Annotated in this window: 1 protein-coding gene; it reads left to right on the top strand. The window is 47.4% G+C overall.

The genetic code is table 11. The features are described 5' to 3' along the window. Positions 1-19: 19 nt before the first annotated feature. The coding region (locus tag BN338_RS12740) for a hypothetical protein (RefSeq protein WP_210160966.1) at positions 20-287 on the top strand (268 nt) is incomplete at its 3' end.

The following is a 287-nucleotide window of genomic DNA, read 5'->3' as shown; positions in this document are numbered from 1 at the left end:
TATAAAATGAACCATAAAAATGTGCACTTTAGCCTCCATACCACACGTACCACGCACCACCCCCTATACGACAGACACCATAGCCTCTATCCCCAAAACAACCGCAATAAACCACGCTTATTGTGCATCAACCCAACACCCGCCTCCACCAACAAAATTCTATCAAAAACACAAAACAAGATCTCAAAGCCAACACAAACCATCTACCAAGGAAAAACACCAGCAATTAACAGCCACTTCTCACCCCCCCCATACCCACACACCACCCCCCCGCATCACACACCACC

The organism is Bartonella queenslandensis AUST/NH15 (genome assembly GCF_000312585.1).
Classification (GTDB): domain Bacteria; phylum Pseudomonadota; class Alphaproteobacteria; order Rhizobiales; family Rhizobiaceae; genus Bartonella; species Bartonella queenslandensis_A.
The sequence above is the reverse complement of the archived record's forward strand: the minus strand, read 5'-3'. Positions and strand labels throughout refer to the sequence as shown.